The sequence below is a fragment of the Bradyrhizobium sp. STM 3809 genome, from assembly GCF_000239795.1.
In the GTDB taxonomy this organism is placed as follows: Bacteria; Pseudomonadota; Alphaproteobacteria; order Rhizobiales; family Xanthobacteraceae; genus Bradyrhizobium.
The window spans coordinates 1-1144 of the sequence record NZ_CAFJ01000283.1 but is presented as its reverse complement, the minus strand read 5'-3'; the positions used below and the strand labels follow the sequence as shown (position 1 = coordinate 1144).

The 1144-nt window shown below is 50.8% G+C and carries 1 protein-coding gene; it reads right to left on the bottom strand.

The window, feature by feature from the left end; all coding sequences use genetic code 11:
* The coding region (locus BRAS3809_RS37070) for a hypothetical protein (RefSeq protein WP_210161101.1) at positions 1–1144 on the bottom strand (1144 nt) is incomplete at both ends.

Below are 1144 nucleotides of genomic sequence, written 5' to 3'. Positions count from 1 at the left end.
TAGAGCAATTCCCACAACACAAACGTGAGGAGAGGGGATGATTTTGCAAGAGTAGAGTCGAGCAAGGCATCGAATGTCTCTGTTGAGGCGAACAGTTGGACGTCGTCAGTAGAGGATAGCAATTCGGCTATCGAATCGCAGTTAGCTTGCGTGCCGGACAACATCCGTCTGCAACTTTCGGCGACAATGGCTGCAGTGAGAAATGTACGACTTTTGAGATCGTGTTCTTGGCTTAGGAAGGTCGTTTGCCAAGAGTCGAGCTCAGTAATCGCGTGCATTGCACATGAGGGCTCTTGAGCGATTCGGTTGGCGTTCGAGATGAGTATCGACGAGTTGTCGCTGTTTCTTGGGTTTCGGGTCTCTGGTCGTTCGGCGAAGAGGAGGCTATTCAGTTGGCATCGCCATTGAACGACAGAGGCAATATCGTCGAAAAAGAAGCTCGTACGGAAAATTTCTAGGTCTTGTGTGCCAGTGTCCCGCGTATTGTGGGCGCGTGCGAGCGGTATCTCTCCGGTTGAGAAGTGTTCGACGAGGGTGTTTTTCAGATTCGGAGATAGCGAAGAAAAGTGGCTCTGGATCGAGCTGTCAAGTGGGTGTGCAGCTTGCTTTCTCCACAAGAGAATCGTGAGGTCGAGCAGAGAGAGGGTGCTATAACGTAGTAGCGCACATGCGAGGCTCTGGTTATTCCCTGAGTATGTAAGTAGTTCATCCTGAATAATGCGGGCGTACCAGGGATGTTCGTCAATTCGATTATCAGCGAAGCGGAGCCATCGAAGCGTGGCTCGAGTGGGATCAAATGTCGGATCTATTAAGTCGTATGCATAGTGGGCTAGTAGTGCCCATGCCGTGTTTTGGGAGTTAACAGTGATTTGCTTGTATCGACGCGAGAGACCGGCGAGTCCGTCGCGATCTAGCGCGGCGAAGAGATCTTTCTTAAGCGTAATTAGAGAAAGGCCGTATAGATCCCGATGTTTGACAATCGCGTCTTCCGCTCGTCGAAAGCGTCCGCAGACCAAGTGATTGTTGATTTCGGCGAGGCTATTGAGGGCGCCAGTTAGCTTGTTCGAGTGATGGTTTAACCTGGTAACTTGCAGCGTGATTTCGTTAGATAGCTTTAGTGGTCTGAGCGCACCGAATGCTGGAT